This is a genomic window from Brenneria tiliae (genome assembly GCF_023347575.1).
In the GTDB taxonomy this organism is placed as follows: Bacteria; Pseudomonadota; Gammaproteobacteria; order Enterobacterales; family Enterobacteriaceae; genus Brenneria; species Brenneria corticis.
The window spans coordinates 515,651-539,697 of record NZ_JAKPCB010000103.1; the positions used below are offsets into that span (position 1 = coordinate 515,651).

Annotated in this window: 20 protein-coding genes, 1 pseudogene and 1 other annotated feature; of the genes and pseudogenes, 6 read left to right on the forward strand and 15 right to left on the reverse strand. The window is 58.8% G+C overall.

Annotation, left to right across the window (positions count from 1 at the left end):
* Positions 1 to 6 precede the first annotated feature (6 nt).
* The 5 genes and pseudogenes from trpA to MFP24_RS23235 form a co-directional block, all read right to left on the reverse strand.
* The gene (gene trpA / locus MFP24_RS23215) at positions 7 to 813 is read right to left on the reverse strand and encodes a tryptophan synthase subunit alpha (protein ID WP_249232317.1); all 807 of its coding nucleotides are present in this window, start codon (positions 811 to 813) and stop codon (positions 7 to 9) included.
* A complete protein-coding gene (gene trpB / locus MFP24_RS23220) occupies positions 813 to 2,006 on the reverse strand; it encodes a tryptophan synthase subunit beta (RefSeq protein WP_249232881.1) in 1,194 nt (397 codons plus the stop codon). The genes trpA and trpB overlap by 1 nt, the downstream gene beginning before the upstream one ends.
* A 53-nt stretch (positions 2,007 to 2,059) precedes the next feature.
* The gene (gene trpCF, locus MFP24_RS23225) at positions 2,060 to 3,421 is read right to left on the reverse strand and encodes a bifunctional indole-3-glycerol-phosphate synthase TrpC/phosphoribosylanthranilate isomerase TrpF (RefSeq protein WP_249232316.1); all 1,362 of its coding nucleotides are present in this window, start codon (positions 3,419 to 3,421) and stop codon (positions 2,060 to 2,062) included.
* Between the two features lie 7 nt (positions 3,422 to 3,428).
* A pseudogene (gene trpD, locus MFP24_RS23230) lies at positions 3,429 to 5,020 on the reverse strand (bifunctional anthranilate synthase glutamate amidotransferase component TrpG/anthranilate phosphoribosyltransferase TrpD).
* The gene (locus tag MFP24_RS23235) at positions 5,020 to 6,582 is read right to left on the reverse strand and encodes an anthranilate synthase component 1 (protein ID WP_249232315.1); all 1,563 of its coding nucleotides are present in this window, start codon (positions 6,580 to 6,582) and stop codon (positions 5,020 to 5,022) included. The pseudogene trpD and the gene MFP24_RS23235 overlap by 1 nt, the downstream one beginning before the upstream one ends.
* A gap of 28 nt (positions 6,583 to 6,610) precedes the next feature.
* Positions 6,611 to 6,715, reverse strand: a sequence feature (Trp leader region).
* A gap of 214 nt (positions 6,716 to 6,929) precedes the next feature.
* Here MFP24_RS23235 and rnm point away from each other — a divergent pair.
* From rnm to rluB, 3 genes are all read left to right on the forward strand, one after another.
* Entirely contained in the window at positions 6,930 to 7,832 is a 903-nt protein-coding gene (gene rnm, locus MFP24_RS23240; protein ID WP_263458571.1) for an RNase RNM, read from the forward strand.
* 107 nt (positions 7,833 to 7,939) lie between these two features.
* Positions 7,940 to 8,560, forward strand: a complete 621-nt coding sequence (locus MFP24_RS23245; RefSeq protein WP_249232313.1) for an L-threonylcarbamoyladenylate synthase — start codon at positions 7,940 to 7,942, stop codon at positions 8,558 to 8,560.
* 206 nt (positions 8,561 to 8,766) lie between these two features.
* Positions 8,767 to 9,651 (forward strand): 23S rRNA pseudouridine(2605) synthase RluB, encoded by an 885-nt coding sequence (gene rluB / locus MFP24_RS23250; protein ID WP_249232312.1) that lies wholly within the window; start codon positions 8,767 to 8,769, stop codon positions 9,649 to 9,651.
* Between the two features lie 292 nt (positions 9,652 to 9,943).
* On the opposite strand, the gene cobO is transcribed toward rluB, so the two are convergent.
* Entirely contained in the window at positions 9,944 to 10,534 is a 591-nt protein-coding gene (cobO, locus tag MFP24_RS23255) for a cob(I)yrinic acid a,c-diamide adenosyltransferase (protein ID WP_249232311.1), read from the reverse strand.
* Between the two features lie 17 nt (positions 10,535 to 10,551).
* Entirely contained in the window at positions 10,552 to 11,313 is a 762-nt protein-coding gene (locus MFP24_RS23260) for a YciK family oxidoreductase (protein ID WP_249232310.1), read from the reverse strand.
* 316 nt (positions 11,314 to 11,629) lie between these two features.
* On the opposite strand from MFP24_RS23260, the gene sohB reads away from it, so the two are divergent.
* Positions 11,630 to 12,676 (forward strand): protease SohB, encoded by a 1,047-nt coding sequence (gene sohB / locus MFP24_RS23265; RefSeq protein ID WP_249232309.1) that lies wholly within the window; start codon positions 11,630 to 11,632, stop codon positions 12,674 to 12,676.
* A 59-nt stretch (positions 12,677 to 12,735) separates the two neighbouring features.
* Here sohB and MFP24_RS23270 read toward each other — a convergent pair whose 3' ends face one another.
* A complete protein-coding gene (locus tag MFP24_RS23270) occupies positions 12,736 to 13,005 on the reverse strand; it encodes a YciN family protein (protein WP_009112800.1) in 270 nt (89 codons plus the stop codon).
* A gap of 500 nt (positions 13,006 to 13,505) precedes the next feature.
* On the opposite strand from MFP24_RS23270, the gene topA reads away from it, so the two are divergent.
* The gene (gene topA, locus MFP24_RS23275) at positions 13,506 to 16,103 is read left to right on the forward strand and encodes a type I DNA topoisomerase (RefSeq protein ID WP_249232308.1); all 2,598 of its coding nucleotides are present in this window, start codon (positions 13,506 to 13,508) and stop codon (positions 16,101 to 16,103) included.
* Positions 16,104 to 16,620: 517 nt separating this feature from the next.
* Positions 16,621 to 17,595: an HTH-type transcriptional regulator CysB gene (gene cysB, locus MFP24_RS23280; protein ID WP_249232307.1), complete on the forward strand. Its 975-nt coding sequence runs from the start codon at positions 16,621 to 16,623 to the stop codon at positions 17,593 to 17,595.
* A 45-nt stretch (positions 17,596 to 17,640) separates the two neighbouring features.
* Here the strand turns inward: cysB and nth are convergent, their stop codons facing one another.
* The 7 genes from nth to rsxA are packed head-to-tail and all read right to left on the reverse strand — an operon-like array spanning position 17,641 to position 23,974.
* Positions 17,641 to 18,276 carry an endonuclease III gene (gene nth, locus MFP24_RS23285; protein ID WP_249232306.1) on the reverse strand — a complete coding sequence of 212 codons (636 nt, stop codon included), beginning with the start codon at positions 18,274 to 18,276 and terminating at the stop codon, positions 17,641 to 17,643.
* Positions 18,273 to 18,986 carry an electron transport complex subunit E gene (locus MFP24_RS23290; protein ID WP_249232305.1) on the reverse strand — a complete coding sequence of 238 codons (714 nt, stop codon included), beginning with the start codon at positions 18,984 to 18,986 and terminating at the stop codon, positions 18,273 to 18,275. The genes nth and MFP24_RS23290 overlap by 4 nt, the downstream gene beginning before the upstream one ends.
* Positions 18,983 to 19,612, reverse strand: coding sequence for an electron transport complex subunit RsxG (gene rsxG, locus MFP24_RS23295; RefSeq protein WP_249232304.1), 630 nt, complete (start codon positions 19,610 to 19,612; stop codon positions 18,983 to 18,985). Before rsxG ends, MFP24_RS23290 begins: the two co-directional genes overlap by 4 nt.
* Before the next feature lie 9 nt (positions 19,613 to 19,621).
* Positions 19,622 to 20,677 carry an electron transport complex subunit RsxD gene (gene rsxD / locus MFP24_RS23300; RefSeq protein WP_249232303.1) on the reverse strand — a complete coding sequence of 352 codons (1,056 nt, stop codon included), beginning with the start codon at positions 20,675 to 20,677 and terminating at the stop codon, positions 19,622 to 19,624.
* Complete coding sequence (rsxC, locus tag MFP24_RS23305) at positions 20,678 to 22,822, reverse strand: electron transport complex subunit RsxC (protein WP_249232302.1); 2,145 nt, start codon at positions 22,820 to 22,822, stop codon at positions 20,678 to 20,680.
* Positions 22,815 to 23,393 (reverse strand): electron transport complex subunit RsxB, encoded by a 579-nt coding sequence (rsxB, locus tag MFP24_RS23310; protein WP_249232301.1) that lies wholly within the window; start codon positions 23,391 to 23,393, stop codon positions 22,815 to 22,817. Before rsxB ends, rsxC begins: the two co-directional genes overlap by 8 nt.
* Positions 23,393 to 23,974: an electron transport complex subunit RsxA gene (gene rsxA, locus MFP24_RS23315; RefSeq protein ID WP_249232300.1), complete on the reverse strand. Its 582-nt coding sequence runs from the start codon at positions 23,972 to 23,974 to the stop codon at positions 23,393 to 23,395. Before rsxA ends, rsxB begins: the two co-directional genes overlap by 1 nt.
* Positions 23,975 to 24,047: the final 73 nt, after the last annotated feature.

Sequence of the window (24,047 nt, forward strand, 5' to 3'; positions counted from 1 at the left end):
TGGCGCTTATGAACGCGTCGCCGCTTTCATGGCGCTGACGAAGGCGTGGAGTTGCGCCAGCATTTCGTCGGGCTGATGCTGATTTTTTTCGATAATCTTGACGATTGCCGAACCGGAAATCGCCCCGGCGGCGCCGGAGGCCAATGATTCCCGCACCTGCGAGGGTTCTGAAATACCAAACCCCTGCAACGGCGGCGCCGCATGGTATTCATGCAGTTTGGCGATCAGATGATGAAGCGGCAGCTGCGCCCGTTTTTCCGCGCCGGTTACCCCAGCGCGCGACAATAAATAGGTATAGCCGCGGCCGTAGGAGGCAATCTCGCGCAGCAGGTCGTCATCCGCATTGGGCGGACAGATAAAAATCGGCGCGATGCCGTGACGCTGGGCGGCGGCGCGGAACGGGGCGGACTCTTCAACCGGCACGTCGGCAACCAGCACCGAGTCAACGCCGACTCGGGCGCAGCGCTGATAAAACTCGTCGATGCCGTTGCTGAACACCAGATTGGCATACATCAGCAGGCCGATGGGAATATCAGGGTATTTCTGCCGGATGGCGGCAAGCATTTCAAAACAGTGTCCGGGGGTGACGCCGGCGGCGAAGGCGCGCAGCGTGGCATCCTGAATCGTCGGCCCGTCGGCCAGCGGGTCGGAAAAGGGGATACCCAGCTCCAGCGCGTCGGCGCCGGCGGCGATCAGGGTATCAATGATTTTCAGCGACTGCTCGGGCGACGGATCGCCCAGCGTGACAAAGGGGACGAATGCGCCTTCTTTATTGCCGGCCAGACGTTTGAACAGGTGTTGATAGCGCTCCATTAAATTTCTCCCCGAGCTTTCAGGATATCGTGAACGGTAAATATGTCTTTATCGCCGCGGCCGGACAGGTTGACCACCAGAATCTGCTCTTTCTGCGGTTCCTGCTCGATCATTTTCAGCGCATAGGCCAGCGCGTGGGAGGACTCCAGCGCCGGGATAATGCCTTCATGGCGGGAGAGTTCCTTAAACGCCTCCAGCGCTTCGTCATCGGTAATCGACACATAGTCGGCCCGACCGATGCTGTTCAGATAGGCGTGCTGCGGGCCGACGGACGGGAAGTCCAGGCCGGCGGAGATCGAATAGGATTCTTCGATCTGCCCGTCAGCGGTCTGCATCATCGGCGATTTCATGCCGAAGTAGATGCCGACGCGTCCATGCTTGAGCGGAGCGCCGTGTTGTCCGGTTTCAATCCCCAGCCCGGCGGGTTCGACGCCGATCAGGCGGACGGCGCTGTCATCGATAAAGTCGGCGAACATACCGATGGAGTTGGAGCCGCCGCCCACGCACGCCAGCAGCGCATCGGGCAGACGGCCTTCTCTGTCCAGCATCTGGGCTTTGATTTCTTCGCCGATCATGCGCTGAAACTCGCGCACGATGGTGGGGAAGGGATGCGGACCCGCCGCCGTGCCCAGCAGGTAATGCGCCTTCTCATAGCTGCCGGACCAGTCGCGCAGCGCTTCGTTGCAGGCGTCTTTCAGGGTGGCGGAGCCGCTGTGAACCGGGATGACGTCGGCGCCCATCAGCCGCATGCGGAATACGTTGGGGGACTGGCGTTCAACGTCCTTGGCGCCCATATAGATGCGGCATTTCAACCCCAGCAGGGCGCAGGCCAGCGCGGTGGCGACGCCGTGTTGGCCGGCGCCGGTCTCGGCGATAATTTCGCTTTTCCCCATCCGCTGGGCCAGCAGCGCCTGTCCCAGCACCTGGTTGGTTTTGTGCGCTCCGCCGTGCAGCAAGTCTTCGCGCTTCAGGTATAGCTTGGTGCGCGTGCCCTTGGTCAGGTTCTTACACAGGGTCAGCGCGGTGGGGCGTCCGGCATAGTTTTTCAGCAGGTCGGTAAATTCGGCCTGAAACCCGGGGTCTTGCTGCGCGCTGACAAAGGCTTCTTCCAGTTGGCGCAGGGCCGGGATAAGGATCTGCGGCACATACTGTCCGCCGAATTCGCCAAAGTACGGGTTAAGTAACGTCATAATATTCCTGTCTTTTATCGATTTTAAATGGCGTGGTGCGGTTACGGATCAAGGGGTTATACCGTCCGTAACGCCTGAAAAACGGCCGCGATTCGCTGCGGATCTTTTTGGCCGGGCTGACTTTCCACCCCGGAGTTGAAGTCCAGTCCGGCGCATCCCAGTTGGGCGGCCTGTCCGCAGTTGTCCGCATTCAAACCGCCGGCCAATAGCACGTTGTCCAGATTCTGGCCCTGGAGCAGCGACCAGTCAAAGGTTCGGCCGCTGCCGCCCTGGGCGTTATCCAGCACATAGCGATCGATATGCGGCAGATCCCTTTGCGGTACAGCGCCGGCGATGCTCAGCGCCTTCCAGATTTGGCAGCCGGCGGGCAACTGCCGGCGTAATTCAGTAACGGCGAGCGCATCTTCGTCGCCGTGCAACTGCACCGCCGCCAGGCGCAACCGCCCGGCCGTGTCGACAATACGTTCGACCGGCGCATTGCGGAACACGCCGACATAGCGCAGCGGCGCGCCGTCGATAACGCCGGCGGCCTGCTCAAGCGTGACGCGGCGCGGCGAGGCGTCGACGAAAATCAGACCGCCGTAGACGGCGCCGGCCTGGTAGGCCGCCTGGGCGTCTTCGGCGCGGGTCAGGCCGCAGACTTTGTTTTCCCCCAGGATAACGCGGCGCACCGCCAGCGTCAGGTCCGGCTCGGACATCAATGAACTGCCGATAAGAAAACCGTCGGCAAAGCGGCTCAGTTCGCGGATCTGCGCGTGCCGGTGAATCCCCGACTCGCTGATAACGGTAACGCCCTCCGGCAGGCGCGGCGCCAGCCGGCGGGTACGGTCGAGATCGATGGAGAGATCGCGCAGGTCGCGGTTATTGATTCCCACCACGCGCGCCTCCAGCTGGATCGCGCGCTGCAGCTCTTCCTCGTTGCTGACCTCGGTCAGAACCCCCAGCTTCAGGCTATGGGCGACGGCGGACAGCTGGCGATATTGACTATCGTCCAATACGGATAACATCAGCAGAATGGCGTCGGCCTGGCAATAGCGCGCCAGATAGATCTGATACTCCGAAATAATAAAGTCTTTGCACAGCACCGGTTGATGAATCGCCGCGCTGACCTGCGGCAGAAAAGCGAAGTCGCCCTGAAAATATTTTTCATCGGTCAGTACCGAAATGGCCGAGGCGTAGTCTTTATAGGTCTCGGCGATTTTCACCGGATCGAAATCGTCGCGAATCAATCCCTTTGAAGGGGAGGCTTTTTTACACTCCAGAATAAACGCCGGCCTGTTCTGCCGCAGGGCCTGATAAAAATCCCGCTGGCTGGGCGTCACCTGGTGGCGAAAAGTAGACAGCGGCTGTTGCTGCTGGCGCGCTGCAACCCATACGGCTTTATCGCGTACGATTTGGTTCAGAATGGTTTCCTGCATAACTGCTTTATCCTCTGGCGGCCAGCGCGGTGACGCGTTGATAGGCCTGTCCGCTATGAATTACCGCCAACGCCTGCTGCGCGTTGCGACGCAAATCTTCCTGCCCGAACAGCTTCAGCAGCACCGCCACGTTGGCGGCCACGGCCGCGTTGTGTGCCGGCTCTCCCTTACCTTGCAGCAGGGCGGCCAGAATATCACGGTTTTCTTCCGGCGAACCGCCCCGTAACGCGGAGAGCGGGTAGCTGTCCAGACCGAAGTCCTGGTGCGTCAGTTGGTAGGTTTCAATATCGCCGTCGCGCAACTCGGCGACCTGCGTGGGCGCATGAATGGCGACCTCATCCATCCCGCCGCCGTGCACCACCGCCGCGCGTTGATAGCCCAGCACCTTCAGGGTTTCGGCGATAGGGAGCACCAGTTCGGGGCTATAAACGCCAATCAGCGCCAGCGGCGGACGCGCCGGGTTAACCAACGGCCCCAGCACGTTAAACAGCGTACGGGTTTTCAACTGCTGGCGCACCGGCACCGCATGGCGAAAACCGGGATGATACTGCGGGGCGAACAAAAAGCACACGCCTAAGTCGTCCAGCGCCTGACGGGCCTGTTCCGCGGGCAGATCAAGCCGGATGCCGAACGCCGCCAGCAGATCGGACGATCCCGAGCGGCTGGAAACTCCGCGGTTGCCGTGCTTGGCGATTTTCAGTCCGCAAGCGGCCGCCACAAAGGCGCTGGCGGTGGAAATATTGATGCTGTTGGTGCCGTCGCCGCCGGTGCCGACGATATCGGCAAACGGATAGTCGGGACGAGGGAACGGCTGGGCATCCTCCAGCAGGGCCGTTGCCGCGCCGGCAATTTCTTCCGGGCGTTCGCCGCGAACTTTCATGGCGATCAGCGCCGCCGCCAGCTGGCTGTTTTCCAGCTCGCCGCGCACGACGGCGCCAAACAGCGCCTGGCTTTCCTGCCGGTCGAGTATTTCAGCCTGATATAATTTTTCAAGAATGTTTTGCATGATTTAGTCCTTTACTATGCCAATGCCCAGTCCAGCGTCTGTTCGAGCAGACGCGCGCCGTGGGTGGTTAAAATGGATTCAGGATGAAACTGGAAGCCGCAAACGCGGTCGGCATCGTGGCGAACCGCCATCACCATGTCATTAAAATGGGCGTTAACGGTCAGCGCCGCCGGAATGTTGCTGCCCACCAGCGAGTGATAGCGCGCCACCGGCAACGGATGGGGCAGCCCGGCGAACATCGCCTGACCGTCATGATCGATGATGGACGCTTTGCCATGCAGAATTTCACCCGCCTGGCCCACATGGCCGCCATAGGCTTCCACAATCGCCTGATGCCCCAGGCAGATGCCGATAATCGGCAGTTGGCCGCGCAGGCTGCGCAGCAGCTCCGGCATACAGCCGGCCGCGGCCGGGGTTCCCGGACCGGGAGAGAGCATCAGCACCGGTCTTTCCATGTTCTTTAAACGCTGAATAATGGCGCCGCCCGGCAGATGGTTACGGTAAACCACCACCTGATGCCCGCTGGCGCGCAGTTGATCCACCAGATTGTAGGTGAATGAGTCGATATTATCGAGCAGTAGGATATCAGCCATTAGAACAGCTCCTTCGCGTTGTGGGCGCTGGCGATGGCCCGTAGAACGGCCCGCGCTTTATTTCTTGTTTCATCGGCTTCCGCCTGCGGATCGGAATCCAGCACCACGCCGGCGCCGGCCTGAACCGTGGCGATGCCGTCTTCTACGTAGGCGGAGCGGATAACGATGCAGGTATCCAGATCGCCGTGGGCGGTGAAGTAGCCCACCGCGCCGCCATAGCTGCCGCGCCGCGTTTTTTCACTGTCGGCAATCAGCTGCATGGCGCGCACCTTCGGCGCGCCGCTCAGCGTTCCCATATTCATACAGGCGCAATAGGCGTGCAGTACGTCCAGATCTTCACGCAGGGTTCCCACCACGCGGGAGACCAGATGCATCACGAAAGAGTAACGGTCAACCTGGGTCAGGTCGGCCACATAGCGGCTGCCGGGCTTACAGATGCGCGCCAGATCGTTGCGCGCCAGATCGACCAGCATCAGGTGCTCGGCCATCTCTTTATGGTCGGTGCGCATCTCCAGCTCGATACGGCTGTCGAGATCGCGATCCAGCGAGCCGTCGGCGCGGCGTCCGCGCGGGCGGGTGCCGGCGATGGGATAGATTTCAATCTGGCGGCTGTCGGCGTCGTATTTCAGCGAGCTTTCCGGCGAGGCGCCAAAAAGCGTGAAGTCCTGATCCTGCATAAAAAACATATAAGGGCTGGGATTATTGTCCTTCAGAGTTTGGTAGGCCGCCAGCGGCGAGGGGCAAGGCAGGGAAAAACGGCGCGACGGGACAACCTGAAAGATCTCGCCGAGGCGAATCGCCTGCTGCATCTGACTGACGACCTCGCCGAATGCCTCATCGCTCTGGTTACAGTTGAGCGCCATGCTGTCGATGGACTGATGCGGCAGCGCCGGCGCCGGTTGTTCCAACTGCTGTTGCAGTTGCGTCAGGCGCTGCTGCAGCCGCTGCCGTTCCGCGCCGTCCGGCGTAAACAGGCTGGCCTGAAGAACCGTAGCCTGCCGTTGATGATCGAGTATCAGCAGCGTTTCCGCCAGGTAAAAGCAGAAATCTGGGCAGCGCTGCTGCTGGCTCAGCGCGGGTAAGGCTTCAAAACCGGCGACCAGATCGTAAGCGAACAGGCCGCCTAAAAACATGGCTTCTCGTTCATCCGCCGGGCACTCAACCAGCGTCAGGATGCTGCGCAGGGCGTCAAATACGGATAACGAGCGCAGGCGGGAGTCTTCGTCCTGCTGGTTATCGATGGGCGGAAAGGTCAACTCGCGGCCATTGGGGCGGGATTCCACCACGACCTCCGGCGGCAGGGCCTTATCCAGCAGCGGCAGCAAATTCGCGCCGTTGGCCGTCAGCGCCTGAATGGAAACCTGCTGGCCGAGAGCGGTAATGCGCAGCGCGCTGTCGATAATCAGCAGACTTTTCAGATTTTGTTTACTGTCGATTTCAGCCGACTCCAGCAGCAGCGTGGCGGGTCTGGCGCCGCAAAGCTGGTGAAATATCGCGCTGGGGTCGTTGCGGTAGACGGCCTCGGTACGCAGCAGCGCCAGTTTTGGTGGTGTTATGTGCATTATTGTTACCTGTATTGTTTTTTTGCCCATAAAAAAGCCCGCTGGGTAAGCGGGCCTGGGGAAATCTGCATGTAATGACAATAGCTATGCGTGATTACTCCACCCGCCAAAGGGAAGAGCGCCACCAGCCAAGTTTCATCGTATTTTGCATCGCCATTATCATCATCTCGCTATCGGTATGCCGAACTGCGTACTAGTAAACTAGTTCGCGGTTCGAAAGTCAACAACAGGAATAATATTATTTTATCGATGCGCGCAAAGCGCGTGCAAGGCGTGCATTATCCCCAATGCCTTGGAACTTCGTTACAATTCCGGCGTCGTTAGTGGCATCATAGCGCGCTCAAGCCATGAACTCAGCCAGCAACGGGACACTATCTGTGCCACAAGAACTTCAAACGCCACCGCCTTTCGCGCTTTACGATCTGCATAGCCACACCACCGCCTCGGATGGGTTGCTGACCCCCGGCGAACTGGTGACCCGTGCGGCGGCGATGCGGGTCGGCATTCTGGCCATCACCGATCACGATACCACCGACGGACTGGCCGCCGCCCGGCGGGCGATTGATGACCAGTCGCTGCCGTTACGGCTGATTCCCGGGGTGGAGATTTCCACCCTGTGGGAAAACCATGAAATTCACATTGTGGGGCTGGGCATGGATATTGAACACCCGGCCCTCTGTGCGCTTTTGCGGCAACAGGCGCAATCCCGGCGGGCGCGAGCGGAGCAAATCGCCATCCGGCTTGAAAAAGCGCGCATTCCCGATGCCCTGGCCGGCGCCAGCCGCCTGGCGGCCGGCGGGCAGATCACCCGCGGCCATTTCGCCCGTTATCTGGTGGAGCAGGGCGCGGCGCCGAATATCAATCAGGTGTTTAAAAAATATCTGGCAAAAGGGAAAACCGGATACGTCCCGCCGCAGTGGTGTACAATAAAGCAAGCGATTGATGCCATTCATCAATCTGGCGGCGTGTCGGTGCTGGCGCATCCGGGGCGTTATGATTTGACCGCCAAATGGCTGAAACGTCTGTTGGCCGCGTTCGCCGATAACGGCGGTGAGGCCATGGAGGTGGCGCAATGCCAGCAGGCGCCGGACGCACGCACGCAGCTCGCCCGCTACGCCAGAGAGTTTGGCCTACTGGGGTCGCAGGGGTCGGATTTTCATCAGCCGTGCGCCTGGATTGAACTGGGGCGCAAGCTGTGGCTGCCCGCCGACGTGGAGCCGGTGTGGCATCACCGGGCGTTGGCGCAATAATTTATTGGGTATCACGGTTAACGCCTGCCAGCATAAAATAATGGCGTTGCCGATTACGCGGGAGATGCGGTGTTTTCTTCCGTATTGCAGATGCAAGAGGTAGTGTCATGAGTCAGTTTTTCTATATTCATCCGCAGAATCCACAGCCAAGGCTTATCAAGCAAGCGGTGGATTTTCTGCATAAGGGCGGGGTGATTGTCTATCCCACCGATTCCGGCTACGCGCTGGGATGCATGCTGGGCGACAAGAACGCGATGGAGCGTATCTGTCGTATCCGCGATCTTGACAGCAACCATAATTTCACCCTGGTGTGCCGCGATCTGTCCGAGCTGTCCACCTATGCCTATGTCGATAATGCGGCGTTCCGGCTGATCAAAAACAATACGCCGGGCAACTACACCTTTATCCTCAAAGCCACTAAAGAAGTGCCGCGCCGCTTGATGAATGAAAAACGTAAAACCATCGGGCTGCGCGTCCCCTCCAATCCCATCGCGCTCTCTTTATTGGCCGCGCTGGACGAACCGCTGATGTCGACCACCTTGATGCTGCCGGGCAATGACTTTGCCGAATCCGACCCGGAAGAAATTCAGGAAAGGTTGGGAAAACTGGTCGATCTGGTGATTCACGGCGGTTTTCTCGGCCAGCAGCCCACCACGGTTATCGATTTGACCGAATCCACCCCGCAGATTGTGCGCGAGGGAACCGGGGATATCACGCCGTTCCTGTAGATTATCGGCGGCAAGGCTTTGCCGTGGTTGAAAAATCGACAAAAATAGCCCGCTGGCTGTAACAATTGGCATACAAACGGCGCGAATCTCTGTATAATCGCGCCTGCGTTTTTTATAACCCTAGGTTTTTATGTAAGTGGCTGAATTTGAACAGCGATTTATGATTTCTCCCGACGCCTGTGAAGGCGGCACTCAGAGGTTGCTCGATGAGCGAAAAGTTACAGAAAGTATTGGCGCGCGCCGGCCATGGTTCGCGCCGTGAAATAGAAGGTATTATTCAGGCCGGTCGCGTCAGCATTGATGGAAAAATCGCCACGCTGGGCGACCGCGTCGAAGTGACCAAAGCCACCAAAATCCGCATTGACGGCCACGTGGTTTCCGTTAAGGAAACCGAAGAGACCGTCTGCCGCGTGCTTATCTACTATAAGCCGGAAGGCGAGCTGTGTACGCGCAGCGATCCTGACGGGCGCCCGACGGTGTTTGACCGTTTACCCAAGATACAGGGTTCGCGCTGGGTGGCCGTGGGCCGTCTGGACGTCAATACCTCGGGGCTGCTGCTGTTCACCACCGACGGCGAGCTGGCGAATCGTCTGATGCACCCCAGCCATGAAGTGGAGCGCGAATATGCCGTGCGGGTGTTCGGTGAAATCAACGATGAGAAGATTAAGCAACTGAGTAAGGGCGTGCAGTTGGACGACGGCCCGGCCTCATTCCGCACCATCCGCTATCAGGGCGGCGAAGGGCTGAATCAATGGTATAACGTCACGCTGACGGAAGGGCGCAACCGCGAGGTGCGTCGCCTATGGGAAGCGGTCGGCGTGCAGGTCAGCCGCCTGATCCGCGTCCGCTACGGCGATATCCAGTTGCCGAAAGGCCTGCCGCGCGGCGGCTGGTCGGAGATGGCGCTGGAGAAGGTGAACTATCTGCGCGCGCTGGTGCAGCTACCGCCGGAAACGGAGACCAAGCTGCCGGTCGAGCGCGAGCGCCGGCGGGTGAAAGCCAATCAGATCCGCCGGGCGGTCAAACGCCACAGCCAGGTGGCGCCGACGCGGCGCGCCTCGCCCAAGCCGAAGCGTAGCGGTCAATCTTAAGAATAACAGTTGCAGATACTGTGTTAAGCCTCAGCGGCCAAGACACTTTTATTGACCACGCCTTACCCCTCCGTCATGCCCGCGAAAGCGGGCATCTCAGCAACACCGAGCCGCCAGCGAAAAGCAGATCCCTGCCTACGGACGCAGGGATGACGGAGAGAGGAATCGGGGCGACGGAGAGGAGATACGCAGCCTTTTCCCATACGTCGTTCCTGCGGAATGACGATGGTGGTTGGCGAGGATGACGGCGTTGTCTTTTCACAACAACGCTGTTAATTCACCGCCCGGCCCGTCACCAATCGATCCCCTGCTGCGCCTTGATGCCGGCCTCAAAGGCGTGTTTTACCGGCCGCATTTCGGTGACGGTATCCGCCATCTCCAGCAAATCGCGATGACATCCCCGCCCGGTGATAATGACCGTTTGTCCCGCCGGGCGATGGCGCAGGGCGCTCACCACTTCTTCCAGTTCCAGGTAGCCGTAGCTGATCATATAGGTCAGTTCATCCAGCACCACCAGATCCAGCTGCGGGTCGGCCAGCATGCGTTTGCCGTGTTGCCAAACCTGGTGCGCGGCGTCGCTATCGGTGTGGCGGTTTTGCGTTTCCCAGGTAAAACCGGTGGCCATAACCTGAAATTCCACCCCGTGTTGCTGCAGCAGGTTTTTCTCGCCGTTCGGCCACTCGCCTTTAATGAACTGGATAACCCCGGCCCGTAAATCATGGCCCACGGCGCGGGTTACCGTACCGAAGGCCGCGGTGGTTTTTCCTTTGCCGTTGCCGGTGAAAATTATCAGGATGCCGCGTATCTCGCTGGCGGCGGCGATGCGGGCATCGACCCTTTCTTTTATACGTTGCTGACGTTGTTGGTGACGTTCATCACTCATGCGGCGTTTTCTCCTGACTATTCGGCCGGGCCTGATTTTCTGCCGGGCTGCGCATCAAAACTCATACCTGTTTTACGGCGGCTGTCGTCGCCCATCAGATAGAGGTAGAGCGGCATGATATCCGCGGGGGTCTTCAGTTTCTCCGGGTCTTCATCGGGAAATGCCGCCGCGCGCATGCCGGTGCGCGTCCCGCCGGGATTGATGCAGTTCACCCGCAGATTCTGCTGGCGGTACTCGTCCGCCAATACCTGCATCATGCCCTCGGTGGCGAATTTCGATACCGCATAGGCGCCCCAGTCGGCGCGCCCCTGGCGGCCCACGCTGGAACTGGTGAACACCAGCGACGCGCCGGGGGATTTCAGCAGCAGCGGCAGCAGCGCCTGGGTCAGCATAAAGGTGGCGTTGACGTTCACCTGCATTACATCGTGCCAGACGTCCGCCGATTGCCGCGTCATCGGCGCGATCTCGCCCAGCAGTCCGGCGTTGTGCAGTACGCCGTCCAGGCGGGGCGTCACCTGGGCCAACTCGTCGGCCAGCTGAAAGAACTGCGCCGAATTGGTCGTTAACATATCGCAGACGATAATGTGCGCCTGCGCGCCGTTTTCTTCCTGAATCCGTTGCTTAACCGCCTGAAGTTTGCTTTCGGTGCGGCCCAGCAGAATAAGGCGCGCGCCGAAGCGGGCGTAGGTAAGCGCGGCTTCACGGCCGATGCCGTCGCCGGCGCCGGTAACCAGGATGATTTTCTGTTGCAGCAGGTCATTTTGAGGCGTGTAGTACACGGGTAATTCCTCTTACAGACGGAGCGGATACCTTTGCTAAAGCGAATCGTTAACGCGCAGCCACGGCATCTGGCTGAAAAGGCATCCGATAAATAGGATAAGTTGACGGGTTTTATGCCTTAAATGGACGGCATTTTCAATGAGACTGGCGCCATTTCTTGCCGCGGGTGTATTAAAAAGCAGCGGAAAACAGGGCGATGGCGCGATTAACATCGCCATATCGCGCGGCATAAGCTAGCTTAAAGGTCTGGCATATGAATGCCGATTTAGCGTTATCACTTTGATATTCAATACTCAGTCGATGAGGGCGGTATTTGTGGAATTACTTTCTCTGTATGGTTTATTCCTGGCTAAAGTGCTTACCATCGTCGTATTTATTGCGGCGCTGGTGATTTTAGCCGTCGGTGCGACACAGCGTAAACGTCAGCGCAAAGGCGAATTGCAGGTGGTTAATCTGGGCGAGCAGTACCGCGATATGCAGCGGGACATGCGCATGGCGTATCTCGGCGACGCTGAGCGCAAGCTGTTGTCCAAACAGGAAAAAAAGAAAGAAAAAGCCAGGGCCAAACAAGAAAAACAGCGCGCCAGGCGCGGCGAGGAAAAAAGCGCCAAACCCTGCCTGTACGTGCTGGATTTCAACGGCAGCATGGACGCCGGCGAAGTGAGTTCGCTGCGCGAAGAGGTCTCGGCGGTGCTGGCGGTGGCCAAGCCGCAGGACGAGGTGTTGCTGCGCCTCGAAAGTCCGGGCGGGGTGGTTCATGGCTACGGCCTGGCCGCTTCGCAGCTGCAACGGCTGCGCCAGGGCGGCATCCGCCTGACGGTGGCGGTGGATAAAGTGGCGGCCAGCGGCGGCTATATGATGGCCTGCGTCGCCGACCGTATTGTCGCCGCGCCTTTCGCCGTGGTCGGGTCAATCGGCGTGGTCGCCCAGATCCCCAACTTCAACCGTTTGCTGAAAAACAAGGATATCGACGTTGAACTGCACACCGCCGGGGAGTTTAAACGCACCTTGACGCTGTTCGGTGAAAATACCGAGCAGGGACGGGAGAAATTCCGCGAAGATTTAAACGTTACCCACGGCCTGTTCAAGCAGTTTGTTCATCAGATGCGCCCCTCGCTGGATATCGACGCGGTGGCGACCGGCGAGCACTGGTTTGGTTCGCAGGCCAAAGATCTGGGGCTGGTTGACGCGATCGGCACCAGCGACGATCTGCTGATCGCCGAAATGGCCAATCACGAAGTGCTCGGCGTACGCTACACGCGGCGTAAGCGCCTGCTGGATCGGCTGACCGGCAGCACCGGCGACGCTCTTGAACGGCTGATGCTGCGCTGGTGGCAGCGCGGGAATAATCCGCTGTTATAATCAAGGCGGCCGCATAATGCCATCGTCCGGCGCCCGCGGGTTATCGCGGGCGCCGTCGTTTAATCGACCAGATAATATTTTTCCGACAGCACATGCGCCAGATGCTTGAACATATTGAACACGGCGGTGGTTTTTAACGTCGGCAAACCGTTTTCATCGAGAAAAAATTCGCCGCGGAAAACCAGCACGCCGTTTTTCTGCTCGACGTCATCGGCCGCCATGCCGTGCAGATAGTCGTCGTGACTCTTGATGATGGCATTGGCTTCGGCCAGCAGGGTCTGGCGGTCGATAGGTGATTTTTCTACGCTAAACTGCATTTCATCGGACATGTATTACCTACTCCCAGGTCGCTTTTAAAGCGATAGCGCGTATATCGGGCCGCCGTCCAGGTTATGGGAAATGGGACGCCATAACGGCTCGAACGCTATCCAGATTGGTGCTTCTGCGGCGGATTTTATCACAAATGCACTAAGTTTTAGTCACTTGCCTGCCGATACTGAGTTCACCGTCGGGTGGCTAAAACCGCTTTTCCATGCTAATTAAGTTGCGTGACGACATTTATCAGGTAGAGTGTGGGATTTTGCGCGGTCAGTGGAATAAATTCTTTACGTCAAAGCAGTCCGTGTTTATCCGTCGTTGCAATAAAGGCGTTACTATTCAGACCGAATATGCGGGTTACGGAAGATTATTTGGGTGGAAACGCTCACCTGTAACGGATAAGCGAACGGCGCCGTAACCGATAATTAATCGAGTATCCGCCCTTGTCACTGCGGCGGGTGCCCCCAAAAGATATCTGATTTTCAGAAGAATCCAGCAGGTAATAGTACATATGGGTAAAGCTCTCGTTATAGTTGAGTCCCCGGCAAAAGCCAAAACGATCAATAAGTATTTAGGCAATGACTACGTGGTTAAATCCAGCGTCGGTCATGTGCGCGATCTGCCGACCAGTGGCTCAGCCAGTAAAAAGAGCGCGGACTCAACCAAAGACAAAACCAAAAAAGCCGTCAAAAAGGATGAGAAATCCGCGCTGGTGAACCGCATGGGCGTCGATCCCTATCACGGGTGGAAAGCCGATTACGAAATCCTGCCCGGTAAGGAAAAAGTCGTTTCCGAACTGAAAACGCTGGCGGAAAACGCCAGTCATATCTATCTGGCGACCGACCTTGACCGCGAAGGGGAAGCCATTGCCTGGCACCTGCGGGAAATCATCGGCGGCGACGATCAGCGTTTCAGCCGCGTGGTATTTAACGAAATCACCAAGAATGCGATCCGCCAGGCGTTTGAGAATCCGGACAAGCTGAATATCGACCGCGTTAACGCCCAGCAGGCCCGCCGTTTTATGGACCGGGTGGTGGGCTATATGGTTTCGCCGCTGCTGTGGAAAAAGATTGCCCGCGGGTTATCCGCCGGACGGGTGCAGTCGGTGGCGGTGCGGCTGGTGGTCGATCGCGAGCGTGAAATCAAGGCCTTTGTGCCGGAAGAGTACTGGGAACTGCATGCCGAGCTACTGGCGGGCAGCGACACCCAGCTGCAGATGCAGGTCACGCATCATAACGGCAAGCCGTTCAAGCCGGTCAATAAAACCCAGACCCAAGCCGCCGTCAGCCTGTTGGAAAAGGCTGAGTATGCGGTGGCTGAGCGGGAAGATAAACCCACCAGCAGCAAGCCGGGGGCGCCGTTTATTACCTCCACGCTGCAACAGGCCGCGAGCACCCGTTTAGGCTTCGGGGTGAAAAAAACCATGATGATGGCGCAGCGGCTGTATGAAGCGGGCCACATCACCTACATGCGTACCGACTCGACCAACCTGAGCCAGGACGCGCTGAACATGGTGCGCGGCTATATCGGCGATGAATTCGGTAAACGCTATCTGCCTGACGCCGCCAATCACTACAGCAACAAAGAAAATTCGCAGGAAGCGCACGAAGCCATCCGACCCTCCGATGTGAAAGTGCTTGCCGAGCATCTTAAGGATATGGAAGCGGATGCGCAGAAGCTGTATCAACTGATCTGGCGGCAGTTTGTGGCCTGTCAGATGACGCCGGCGCAATACGATTCCACCACGCTGATTGTTGAAGCGGCGGGTTATCAACTGCGCGCCAAAGGGCGCACCCTGCGTTTTGACGGCTGGACGAAAGTGATGCCGGCGCTGCGCAAGAACGACGAAGATCGCACGCTGCCGACCGTCGCCGTCGGCGAGCCACTGGCGCTGCAGAAGCTGCTGCCGGGACAGCATTTTACCAAGCCGCCCGCCCGCTACAGCGATGCGTCGCTGGTCAAGGAGCTGGAAAAACGCGGCATCGGCCGGCCGTCCACCTACGCCTCGATTATTTCGACCATTCAGGATCGCGGCTACGTCCGGGTGGAGAATCGCCGCTTCTATGCGGAAAAAATGGGCGAGATCGTTACCGACCGCCTGGAAGAGAACTTCCGTGAACTGATGAGCTACGATTTCACCGCGCGCATGGAAAGCAGCCTGGATCAGGTGGCGAATAATCAGGCGCAGTGGAAGGCGGTGCTGGACGCGTTTTTCGCCGAGTTCAGCCAGCAGTTGGAAACGGCGGAGCAGGATCCTGAAAAAGGCGGTATGCGCCCCAACCAGATGGTTCTGACCAGCATCGACTGCCCGACCTGCGGACGAAAAATGGGTATCCGCACCGCCAGCACCGGGGTGTTCCTCGGCTGTTCGGGTTACGCGCTGCCGCCGAAAGAGCGTTGCAAAACCACCATCAACCTGATCCCGGAAGCGGAAGTGCTTAACGTGCTGGAAGGGGATGAGGCCGAAACCAATGCGCTGCGCGCTCGGCGGCGCTGCGCCAAATGCGGCACGGCGATGGACAGCTACCTGATTGATAACCAACGCAAGCTGCACGTCTGCGGCAACAACCCGGTGTGCGACGGCTATGAAATCGAAGCCGGCGAGTTCCGCATCAAAGGCTATGACGGCCCGGTGGTGGAGTGCGAAAAATGCGGCGCGGAAATGCATATGAAAATGGGCCGCTTTGGTAAATATATGGCCTGCACCAACGACGTCTGCAGCAACACGCGCAAAATTCTGCGCAACGGCGAAGTGGCTCCGCCGAAAGAAGATCCGGTTCCATTGCCGGAGCTGCCGTGCGAAAAGTCCGATGCCTATTTCGTGTTGCGCGACGGCGCGGCCGGCGTTTTTCTGGCGGCCAATACGTTCCCGAAATCCCGCGAGACGCGCGCGCCGCTGGTAGAAGAGCTGAAACGCTTTAAAGATCGCCTGCCGGAGAAACTGAGCTACCTGGCGGATGCGCCGGTGGCCGATAAAGACGGCAACAAGACGGTGGTGCGCTTTAGTCGTAAGACCAAACAGCAATATGTCTCCTCGGAAAAAGAGGGCAAAGCGACCGGATGGTCGGCGTTCTATATCGACGGCAAGTGGGTGGAAGGGAAGAAATAGTCACGCCTTAGCCGCGTAAAGCCAGCCTTTTTAGGCTGGCTTCAGAACATTGACAAAGTAAGCATTCGTGATATTGACCCCAAATCCGTCATTCCTGCGTAGGCAGGAATCTTGCTGATATCAATGCACTAGCTGAAAATAGATCCCCGCCTGCGCGGGGATGACGATGAAGGGTTTGTCAGCAACCTCAGCCAGCCTTTTTAGGCTGGCTTTTTTGATCTGGGTAAGGAGAGCGCGATTTATCCGAGAGGATAATCATCCGCTGCGTTACTCTCTATTCTTGCGCGAGACGGCGTGTTGGCTTCTTGCGCCATCGGTGATAGTTTTCCTGAACCGACGCTTTCTTGCGCTACACCATCCGATGGTGGTTATATAAAAACTATTTTTATGATTAAATGACATTAGTTGATGAGAATATGCACCAGACGACAAGGGTGCAACAGCATATTTCAGAAAAGGGAATATCGTCAGAATTTTGGATGCCGTGCGCACAATTCAATTAATAATGGGATAAATTATGAAACTGCAACAGCTTCGTTATATTGTTGAAGTTGTTAATCACAACCTGAATGTTTCTTCTACCGCGGAAGGGTTGTATACCTCTCAACCTGGGATCAGCAAACAGGTCAGAATGTTAGAGGATGAGCTGGGGATTCAGATCTTTGCCCGCAGCGGCAAGCATCTGACGCAGGTGACGCCGGCCGGACAGGAAGTCATTCGTATTGCGCGTGAAGTCCTGTCGAAAGTCGACGCCATCAAGGCCGTCGCCGGGGAGCATACCTATCCGGACAAAGGCTCGCTGTATGTCGCCACCACCCATACCCAGGCGCGCTACGCGTTGCCCGCCGTGATTAAAGGATTCATCGACCGTTACCCCCGGGTATCGCTGCATATGCATCAGGGGTCGCCGACGCAGATTGCGGAAGCCGTGGCCAAGGGGACGGCGGATTTCGCCATCGCCACCGAGGCGCTGCACCTCTACGATGATTTGATCATGCTGCCGTGCTACCACTGGAACCGCGCCGTGGTGGTGAAACCGGACCATCCGCTGGCCTCGAAGACCGACATCACCATTGAAGAGCTGGCCGCTTATCCGATAGTGACCTACACCTTCGGCTTTACCGGGCGCTCGGAGCTGGATACGGCCTTTAACCGCGCCGGACTGACGCCGCGCATCGTGTTTACCGCTACGGACGCCGACGTGATTAAAACCTATGTCCGTCTGGGGCTGGGGGTGGGGGTTATCGCCAATATGGCGGTGGATCCGCAGATAGAAACGGATCTGGTGACTATCAACGCGAACGGCATTTTCAGCTACAGCACCACCAAAATCGGCTTCCGCCGCAGCACTTTCCTGCGCAGTTATATGTATGACTTTATTCAGCGCTTCGCGCCGCACCTGACGCGCGACGTGGTGGATAGCGCGGTGGCGCTGCGTTCCAATGACGAAATAGAAGCGATGTTTAAAGATATCGCGCTGCCGGTGAAATAACCGGCGCGCCATGGCAGCGTGATGCCCGCTCAGGCGGGCATTTACTCAGGCGTAAACCTTATCTTTGTATTCGCACAGATCTTCGATCAGGCAGGAGCCGCAGCGCGGCTTACGGGCAATACAGCTGTATCGTCCGTGCAGGATCAGCCAGTGATGGCAATCAACCTTGAATTCGGCCGGCACTACCTTAAGCAGCTTTTCTTCAACCTGTTCGACGTTTTTGCCCGGCGCGAAGCCGGTACGGTTACAGACGCGGAAAATATGCGTATCCACGGCGATGGTCGGCCAGCCGAACGCGGTATTGAGCACCACATTGGCGGTTTTTCGGCCCACGCCGGGCAAGGCTTCCAGCGCGGCGCGATCTTCCGGCACCTGGCCGTGGTGCCGTTCTATCAGTATGCGGCAGGTTTTAATCACATTTTCGGCCTTACCGTTAAACAGGCCGATGGTCTTGATATAGGCTTTTACGCCCTCAACGCCCAGCGCCAGCATGGCTTCCGGGGTGTTCGCCACGGGGTAGAGTCTGGCGGTCGCTTTATTGACGCTGACGTCGGTCGCCTGCGCGGAAAGCATAACCGCAATCAGCAGTTCAAACGGCGTGGCGAATTTCAGCTCCGTCGTGGGGTGGGGATTATTGGCGCGCAGCCGGCTTAAAATCTCAATCCGTTTGAGTTTATTCATAACGTCTCCCTGGCTACCCCCGTCGATGCGGATTTTACCTCTGACTCTGTCACCGCTTTAACCTTAACCTTGCGCTGTTTCATTTTTTCATCAATCAGATATTTTGCCGCCAGCATCAGCCCCAGTCCGATAAAGGCGCCGGGAGGCAGCATGGCGAGCAGGAACGGCGACTCCAGATGCATAACCTCGATGCGCAGCGCTTTGGCCCAGTCCCCCAGCAGCAAATCGGCGCCGTCGAATAAGGTGCCGTTGCCGACGACCTCGCGCAGGGCGCCTAAGACAAACAGGGCGCTGGTGGCTCCCAGCCCCATGGCCAGGCCATCCAATGCGGAAAGTCCCACCGGATTTTTAGAAGCGAAAGCCTCCGCGCGGCCGATAACGATACAGTTGGTGGTGATGAGCGGAATAAAGATGCCCAGCGACTGGTACAGCCCGTAGGCGTAAGCGTTGATCAGCATTTGTACCGTACTGACGACGGAGGCGATCAACATGATATAAATCGGAATCCGGATTTCAGCCGGCGCCCAGCGCCGCAGCGCGGAAACGGCGACGTTGGTGAGAACCAGCACCAGCGTCGTCGCCAACCCCAATCCCAGGGCGTTGGTGGCGGTCGAGGAGACCGCCAGCAGGGGGCACAGCCCGAGCAACTGCACCAGCGCCGAGTTGTTTTTCCACAATCCCTGGATCAGCAGATGTTTGACTTCACTCATTGATTCTCTCCACAGGCGGGCAGGGAATTAAGCTGCGACGGCAGCGTTTTCAGGTACAGCGCGCTGCGTTTTACGCTGTTGATCACGGCGCGCGGCGTAATGGTGGCGCCGGTAAACTGATCGAACGCACCGCCTTCCTTTTTCACTGCCCAACGGGCATCATCGCTATTTTGCACGCTTTGGCCGCTAAAGCGCGTAATCCAGTCTGAAATGCGCACGTCAATCTTATCACCCAACCCCGGCGTTTCGTGATGTTCGGTTACGCGAGCGCCCAGCACGTTGCCGTTGAAATCGGCGCCGACCAGCAAGTAGATGGCGCCGGAGTAGCCGTCCGGGGCGATACTTTCCACCGCCGCCGCGACGGGCGCGCCGTCTTTGCGGGCAATGAAAACCCGCTGAGCGGAGGCGGTGCCCAGCGCCGAGTCGGTGACAATGTAACATTCCCGCTGCATATCATTGTCATATAACTCGGCGGGAACCACCTGATCCAACAGCTTTTTTTGCTGCAATGCCGTCTGCTGCGCGATGGTCGGCGCGGTCAGGCCGTTGACCACGGCGGTAAGCGCGGTGGTGCCGGCGGCGAAAATAGCCAGCGTGGTCGCATGACGGCGTATCGTGGCGAACATGATAACTCCTTAGCGATGATGGCCGTAAGCGCGCGGCTTGGTGTAATAATCAATCAGCGGCACGGTGATATTCGCCAGCAATACCGCAAAGGCGACGCCGTCAGGATAACCGCCGTAGGTTCTGATTAGCCAGACCAGCAGGCCGATCAGCGCGCCAAAAATCAGCCGGCCCCGATTGGTGGTGGAGGCGGTAACCGGGTCGGTGGCGATAAAAAACGCCCCCAGCATGGTGGAGCCGGAGAGCAGGTGCAGCAGCGGCGGCGCGCATTTTTCCGGCGCCAGTATCCAGCCCAGCGACGCGCACAGCATCAGCGTCAGCAAAAAGCTGACCGGGATATGCCAGCGAATGGTTCCCCGTTGCAGCAGGAACAGCCCGCCGAGCAGAAAACCGAGGTTAACCCACTGCCAGCCCATTCCGGCCAGGGTAGTGGAAAATAGCGGCTGCTGGAGAATATCCTCGGGTGAATGGCCCGAACGCAACGCGGTTTTAAAGGTATCCAGCGGGGTCGCCTGGCTGACGCCGTCAACCGTTTGCATCAGCTGTGACGCCGAATGTCCCGCCGGCGTATGCCCGCTAAAAATGGTCAGCAGCGTATCCTGGAAGCCGAGGGGCAGGCTTTGCAGCGCCGCGGGGGGCAGCCAACTGGTCATCTGCACCGGAAAGGAGATCAGCAGTACCACATAGCCAATCATCGCCGGATTAAACGGATTCTGACCCAGACCGCCGTAAAGCTGCTTGGCGATAACGATGGCGAACGCGGTCCCCATCACCACCATCCACCAGGGCGCCAGCGGCGGCAGGCTGATGCCGAGCAGAATCGCGGTCAACAGCGCCGAATTATCGGCCAGCGCGGTGCGAACGTTAAACTTTCTGAGTGACAATGTCACAGATTCGGTAGCCAGAGCGGTAGCCGCCGCCAGCAATACCTGAATCAGATTGCCGTAACCAAAGAAATAATACTGGGCCAGCATGCCGGGAATACAGGCAATGATCACCAGCAGCATAATGCGCTGAGTGCGCTGCTGATTATGCGTAAAGGGTGAACTCGCGATCTTGAAAGCCATTTATTCCTCTTGAGACTTCGATAAAGCCTGTGCGGCCTTACGGGCTTTTACCCGCTCGATGGCCGCGGCGACGGCGGCTTTGCGCGGGTCGACGGGCTCGGCTGCTGCGCCGGATGTTTCGGGCGCCGCAGCCGGCGGCGGGGCGCCGTTAGCCTGCGCCTGCTGGGCGGCCTTGCGGGCTTTCACCCGTTCGATGGCCGCGGCGACGGCGGCTTTGCGCGGGTCGACGGGCTCGGCTGCTGCGTCGGCTGTTTCGGGCACCGCAGCCGGCGGCGCGGCGCCGTTGGCCTGCGCCTGCTGGGCGGCCTTGCGGGCTTTTACCCGTTCGATGGCCGCGGCGACGGCGGCTTTGCGTGGGTCGACGGGCTCGGCTGCTGCGTCGGCTGTTTCGTGCGCCGCAGCCGGCGGCGCGGTGCCGTTGGCCTGCGCCTGCTGGGCGGCCTTGCGGGCTTTTACCCGTTCGATGGCCGCGGCGACGGCGTCTTTACGCGGGTCGGCGGCCTCAGCGGAGGCCGCCTGATTGGCTCGCGCCTGTGCCTTGCGGGCGGCGCGGGCGGCGATCGCCGCGCTGTTATCCGGCTGCCGGCCCGGCACGATCTCAATAACCGATTTAGCGGGGGCTTGTTCCGCCGACTGCTTATTGCGTATTCTTTCCAGCGCCGCCTGAACGGCCTGCTTGTCGCCGTTCGTCACGCCGGCGGCGGCCTGCTTATGCCGCTGCTCGCGCGCCAGTTTTTCACGTTCAAGCCGCGCCTGTTTGGCCTCAAAACGAATCTTGGCCTGCGCCGCGCGCTGCGCTTCCTCATCGCTGGCGCGGATTTCCGCCTTTTCCTGGCGGTAATACTGCACCAGCGGGATGTTGCTGGGGCAAACATAGGCGCAGGCGCCGCATTCGATACAGTCGAACAGATGATGATCGCGCGCTTTTTCATGTTCCTGCCCGCGGCTGAACCAGTACAGCTGTTGCGGCAATAATCCTGCCGGACAGGCATCGGCGCATTTGCTGCAGCGGATACAGGACTGCTCTTTGGCCGTCGGTTCGATTTCCGCCTCCGACGGCGCAAGAATACAGTTGCTGATTTTAACCACCGGCACATCCAGCGAGGGCAGCGTAAATCCCATCAGCGGACCGCCCATTACCACCATCGGCCGATGAGTGACGTGGAATCCGGCGTGTTTCAGCAAATGGCGCACCGGGGTGCCCAGCCGCGCCCAGACGTTTCCCGGCTGGCGCAATGCTTCGCCGGTCAATGTCACCACCCGCTCGGTAAGCGGTTCGCCGTCGATAACGGCGCGCTTGATGGCAAAGACGGTGCCGACGTTCTGCATCAGCACGCCAATCGCCGCGGAGTGTTTGCCGAAGGGAACTTCCTTGCCCGTCAGAATCTTGGTGAGCTGTTTGGCGCCGCCGGAAGGGTATTTGGTCGGGATAACGCGCAGCACGATATCGCCGCGCGAATGCAGCGCCCGGCGCAGCGCCGCAATGGCCTCGGGCTTGTTATCCTCGATGCCCAGCAGGATGCGCTGCGGCTGCAACAGATAAGCCAGAATATCGATGCCCTGAACGATTTCATCCGCATGCTCCTGCATCAAACGATCGTCCGCGGTGATATAGGGCTCACACTCGGCGGCGTTGATAATCAGGGTTTCGATGCCGCGCATGCCGCCCTGCAATTTTGCGGCGGTGGGAAACCCCGCGCCGCCCAGGCCGGCAATCCCGGCCTGATGCAGGTGGGCGAGCAGGGCCGCCGCGGAGTGTTGGCGGTAATCGCTCAAGGAACGGCGCTCACACCAGCGGTCTTCGCCATCGGCGCTAAGGATCACGCTCAACTCCGGCAGGGCGGACGGATGCGCCGTCATATGCTGACGAATGGCGCTTACCGTGCCCGACGTCGGCGCATGGACGGGCAGCGTCCGGCCTTTTCCCAGGGTGAGCGGCTGGCCGCGCAGCACCCGGTCGCCAACCTGCACGCACAGTTCGCCTTCCGGCCCGAGATGTTGTTTGAGCGGAATAATAAACTGCTCCGCCAGCGGTATGGCGCGCAGCGGAACCTGGCTGGACTGCGTTTTCATTTCCGGCGGATGAATTCCGCCGTTGAAGTCCCAGATCCTGTCTTTTCTCAGGGAGGCAAACAGCTTAAGCATGGTGTTCTACTTGAATAACGCGTACCGGAATAGTATTGAGATCCCATTTCCAGTTTTCGGGTGTCGCGGCAACGGGCCGCAGTTCAATGCAGTCTGTCGGGCAAGGGGAGACGCACAGATCGCAGCCGGTGCACAGATCGCTGACCACGGTATGCACCGCTTTGGTACTGCCGACAATGGCGTCCACCGGGCAAGCCTGAATGCATTTGGTGCAGCCGATACAGTTGCCTTCGTCAATCCAGGCCACTTTTCGTTCCGGCTTCAGCACGGTGGCGTCGCCGTCGAGCGGCTGCGGATCGATATTCAGCTTCTCGGCCAGTTTCAGCATCATCGCTTCGCCGCCGGGCACGCATTTATTGATTTTTTCGCCGTTCAGGGAAACCGCTTCGGCATAGGGCCGGCAGCCTGGGTAGCCGCACTGGCCGCACTGGCTTTGCGGCAGCATGGCTTCAACCTGCTCCACCACCGGATCTTCATCCACCTGAAAGCGGCGCGACGCGTAGCCGAGGACGACGCCGAAAAACAGCGCCAGCGAACTGAGTGCCGCAATGGCGATCCAGATAGCCGTCATCAGAATTTCACCAGTCCGGTAAAGCCCATAAAGGCCAGCGACATCAGCCCGGCGGTAATCAGGGCGATGGAAGAGCCGCGGAACGGGGCGGGAACGTCGGAAACGGTCAGCCGTTCGCGGATGGCGGCAAACAGCACCATCACCAAAGAAAAGCCGGCCGCGGCGCCGAAGCCGTAGACGGTTGATTGCAGAAAACCGTGCGTCATATTGACGTTGAGCAATACCACTCCCAGCACGGCGCAGTTGGTGGTGATCAGCGGCAGAAAAATACCCAGCAGGCGGTACAGCTCCGGGCTGGTTTTACGCACCGCCAGTTCGGAAAACTGCACCACCACGGCCAGCACCAGAATGAACGCCATGGTGCGCAGGTAAAGGATATCGAGCGGCACCAGGATAAATTCGTTGACTATCCACGAGAACATGGAGCCGACCGTCATCACGAAGGTGGTGGCCAGGCCCATGCCTACGGCCGTTTCCAGCCGTTTGGAAACGCCCATAAACGGACATAGCCCCAGGAATTTCACCAGGACGAAATTGTTCACCAGAAGGGCGCTAACGAATAACAGTGCGAATTCGGTCATTACTCTGCCTAAAAAATAAAACCCGCATATTATCGGGTATTATCAGGCTTTCGACAACATACCCAAAGTAGGG

Excerpts from the sequence above, each read along its gene's own strand:
- rsxD (WP_249232303.1), bottom strand. The coding sequence starts at position 20,677 with ATGGCTTTCAAGATCGCGAGTTCACCCTTTACGCATAATCAGCAGCGC.
- rluB (WP_249232312.1), top strand. The coding sequence starts at position 8,767 with ATGAGCGAAAAGTTACAGAAAGTATTGGCGCGCGCCGGCCATGGTTCG.
- rsxC (WP_249232302.1), bottom strand. The coding sequence starts at position 22,822 with ATGCTTAAGCTGTTTGCCTCCCTGAGAAAAGACAGGATCTGGGACTTC.
- topA (WP_249232308.1), top strand. The coding sequence starts at position 13,506 with ATGGGTAAAGCTCTCGTTATAGTTGAGTCCCCGGCAAAAGCCAAAACG.
- cobO (WP_249232311.1), bottom strand. The coding sequence starts at position 10,534 with ATGAGTGATGAACGTCACCAACAACGTCAGCAACGTATAAAAGAAAGG.
- rsxB (WP_249232301.1), bottom strand. The coding sequence starts at position 23,393 with ATGACGGCTATCTGGATCGCCATTGCGGCACTCAGTTCGCTGGCGCTG.
- rsxG (WP_249232304.1), bottom strand. The coding sequence starts at position 19,612 with ATGTTCGCCACGATACGCCGTCATGCGACCACGCTGGCTATTTTCGCC.
- cysB (WP_249232307.1), top strand. The coding sequence starts at position 16,621 with ATGAAACTGCAACAGCTTCGTTATATTGTTGAAGTTGTTAATCACAAC.
- trpA (WP_249232317.1), bottom strand. The coding sequence starts at position 813 with ATGGAGCGCTATCAACACCTGTTCAAACGTCTGGCCGGCAATAAAGAA.
- trpCF (WP_249232316.1), bottom strand. The coding sequence starts at position 3,421 with ATGCAGGAAACCATTCTGAACCAAATCGTACGCGATAAAGCCGTATGG.
- MFP24_RS23290 (WP_249232305.1), bottom strand. The coding sequence starts at position 18,986 with ATGAGTGAAGTCAAACATCTGCTGATCCAGGGATTGTGGAAAAACAAC.
- rsxA (WP_249232300.1), bottom strand. The coding sequence starts at position 23,974 with ATGACCGAATTCGCACTGTTATTCGTTAGCGCCCTTCTGGTGAACAAT.
- MFP24_RS23245 (WP_249232313.1), top strand. The coding sequence starts at position 7,940 with ATGAGTCAGTTTTTCTATATTCATCCGCAGAATCCACAGCCAAGGCTT.
- MFP24_RS23235 (WP_249232315.1), bottom strand. The coding sequence starts at position 6,582 with ATGCACATAACACCACCAAAACTGGCGCTGCTGCGTACCGAGGCCGTC.
- rnm (WP_263458571.1), top strand. The coding sequence starts at position 6,930 with ATGAACTCAGCCAGCAACGGGACACTATCTGTGCCACAAGAACTTCAA.
- MFP24_RS23270 (WP_009112800.1), bottom strand. The coding sequence starts at position 13,005 with ATGTCCGATGAAATGCAGTTTAGCGTAGAAAAATCACCTATCGACCGC.
- nth (WP_249232306.1), bottom strand. The coding sequence starts at position 18,276 with ATGAATAAACTCAAACGGATTGAGATTTTAAGCCGGCTGCGCGCCAAT.